Here is a 2,514-nt window from a genome sequence, read left to right as displayed (position 1 = left end):
GTAAGCGTCCGCTGAACACACCTTCTGAATTCATCCTATAAGCCTTAATTTAGTCCACACTTAAAAACAAGTGGGGACTAAAATTTATGACTACAAATCACCAGACATCCATCGCATCTCTTGCGAAAAAACGAAGAACATACAGTGCTGAATTTAAACAGCAGATCGTTCAGGCTTGTAAAGCACCGGACGTTTCAATTGCTTCGGTCGCTTTGCAACATGGATTGAATACAAATCTTGTATCCAAATGGATTCGCTTAATTGATGCTAAGCCAGGGAATGATCGCTCACCACTACCGAATAAACCTGCATTTATTGCCTTATCTTGCTCTGCACCATTAGATCCTACTCCTACTGACATGTTAAAGGTTCAAATTACTTTACCCCACTCAAAAGCAGAAATTGGCTTGAAATGGCAAGTATCAGAAATATCTGCTTTAGCAGAATTACTCAAGGCACTTGCAACATGATCCGCATTGATGAAATCTGGCTTTCTACCCAACCTCTGGATATGCGAGCAGGGATGGATATTGTCATGGCTCAGGTGGTGAGAGCCTTTGGCTACATCAAACCGCATTGTGCTTACCTGTTCTGTAATAAACGTGGCCATCGCATGAAAGTGCTGGTACATGATGGACTGGGCATCTGGCTGTGTGCCCGGCGGCTGGAACAGGGAAAATTCCACTGGGCGCAGGTTCACCAGGGTGAAAGCATGGCGATAAGTCCGGAACAGTTACAGGCACTGATCCAGGGTTTACCTTGGCAGCGCATTGGACGACAGCAGGTGGTGACGATGCTTTAAACCAGACTGTTCCATTCTGCTATTCTCCAAACGTTCTATTTCATTCTTCTCATGACCTCAGGCATACTGCGGTCATGAATACGCTGCCTGACTTAAGCCAACTGACCCATGAACAACTGCTGGAATTCACCAGACAGTTGGCAATGCAGCATCAGTCTCTGGCAGAATCAAATCAAGAGTTAGAAAAATCAAACCAGCAATTGGATGCCAAAGTTCAACATCTTTCTATTCTCACTCAAAAATACGAGCATGAACTGGCGCTGTTTAAAAAGCACAAATTCGCCCAAAAGAATGAACACTTAACGGCAAAACAAATCCATCTGTGGGATGAAGCGGTTGAAGAAGATATTGCCGCGGTTGATCTAGAACTGGAGCGGCTGAATGCAGATAAAACCGATGCAGTGACACACAAAGCCACAGTCAATAAACCTAAACGTCGACCACTGCCAGATCATCTACACACCATCCGTATTGAGCATGAACCTGCATCAACCCAATGTGCTTGTGGATGCCAACTCCGGCGTATCGGCGAAGATGTCAGTGAAAAACTGCATTTCAGACCGGCACAGTTCTATAAGGAACAGCATATCCGTGGCAAATGGGTCTGTGATCAGTGCGACACCCTGACTCAGCAAGCGATGCCAGCCTATGTGATTGATAAAGGCATTGCTTCACCTGAACTGCTCAGCCATGTGTTGGTATCGAAGTATGCCGATCATTTACCGCTGTACCGTCAGCGCCTGATCTATCAGCGGGCGGGCATTGATCTGTCCAGATCCACGTTATCTGACTGGATTGGTCGCTGCGGTGTGGAACTGGAACCTCTGGCCAATGCCTTAAAACAGGTGGTGCTGCAACAGCGGGTGATCCATGCCGATGAAACGCCGGTCACCATTATGCGGATGGGTGAGAATGAGAAAAAACCGAAGAAAGGTTATGTCTGGGCCTATGCCACCACACAGTACAATCCAGTTCAAGCGGTGATCTATGACTTTCAGGATAGCCGTTCAGGTCAGCATGCAGAAGAGTTCCTGAATGGCTGGCAGGGCCATCTGGTCTGTGATGATTACAGTGGTTATAAAGCACGCTTTAAATCAGGCGATGTCATTGAGGTGGGCTGCATGGCACATGCACGTCGTAAATTTCATGAACTGCATGTGACCGGGAAAAGTCAGATCGCTGAACAGGCATTAGTGCTGATTCAGAAACTGTATGCCATAGAAGCAGAACTCAGGAAAAAGACCGATAGTACAGCAGAACACCGCCGCGAATACCGACAACAGCACAGCCAACCGGTGAGGCAACAACTGTATGAATGGCTCAACCAACATGATCTGACGGTGCCATCGAGTTCTCCAACCGCCAAGGCGATCAATTACAGTCTGAAGCGTTGGCCAGCCTTAAGCCGCTATCTGGATGATGGCAATCTACCCATTGACAATAACTGGGCAGAGAACTCAATGCGTCCCTGGGCATTGGGCCGTAAGAACTGGTTGTTTGCAGGTTCGCTGCGCAGTGGACAGCGAGCGGCAAATATCATGACTTTAATCCAGTCAGCAAAGCTGAATGGCTTGGATCCGTATGCCTATTTAAGTGATGTGCTGAAAAAGCTACCGACACATAAAGTGACCCAGATTGAAGAGTTACTGCCACACTGCTGGAAACCTAAATCGAATTAAAAAATTGGTATGGGATTCAGCGGACGCTTACGA

General features: G+C 47.0%; 3 protein-coding genes. All 3 read left to right on the top strand.

Features of this window, described 5'->3' with window-relative positions; translation table 11 throughout:
- Positions 1-86: 86 nt before the first annotated feature.
- The 3 genes from tnpA to MSG95_RS18805 all read left to right on the top strand — a co-directional run bounded on the left by tnpA (position 87) and on the right by MSG95_RS18805 (position 2,481).
- Complete coding sequence (gene tnpA, locus MSG95_RS18815) at positions 87-470, top strand: IS66-like element accessory protein TnpA (RefSeq protein WP_004646130.1); 384 nt, start codon at positions 87-89, stop codon at positions 468-470.
- Complete coding sequence (gene tnpB / locus MSG95_RS18810; RefSeq protein WP_004832949.1) at positions 467-802, top strand: IS66 family insertion sequence element accessory protein TnpB; 336 nt, start codon at positions 467-469, stop codon at positions 800-802. The genes tnpA and tnpB overlap by 4 nt, the downstream gene beginning before the upstream one ends.
- A gap of 74 nt (positions 803-876) precedes the next feature.
- Positions 877-2,481 carry an IS66-like element ISAba46 family transposase gene (locus tag MSG95_RS18805; RefSeq protein WP_017402503.1) on the top strand — a complete coding sequence of 535 codons (1,605 nt, stop codon included), beginning with the start codon at positions 877-879 and terminating at the stop codon, positions 2,479-2,481.
- The last annotated feature ends 33 nt before the right edge of the window (positions 2,482-2,514 follow it).

Origin of the sequence: Acinetobacter sp. IK23, assembly GCF_035615275.1 — a bacterium.
GTDB classification, from domain to species: Bacteria; Pseudomonadota; Gammaproteobacteria; order Pseudomonadales; family Moraxellaceae; genus Acinetobacter; species Acinetobacter seifertii.
The sequence above is the reverse complement of the archived record's forward strand: the minus strand, read 5'-3'. Positions and strand labels throughout refer to the sequence as shown.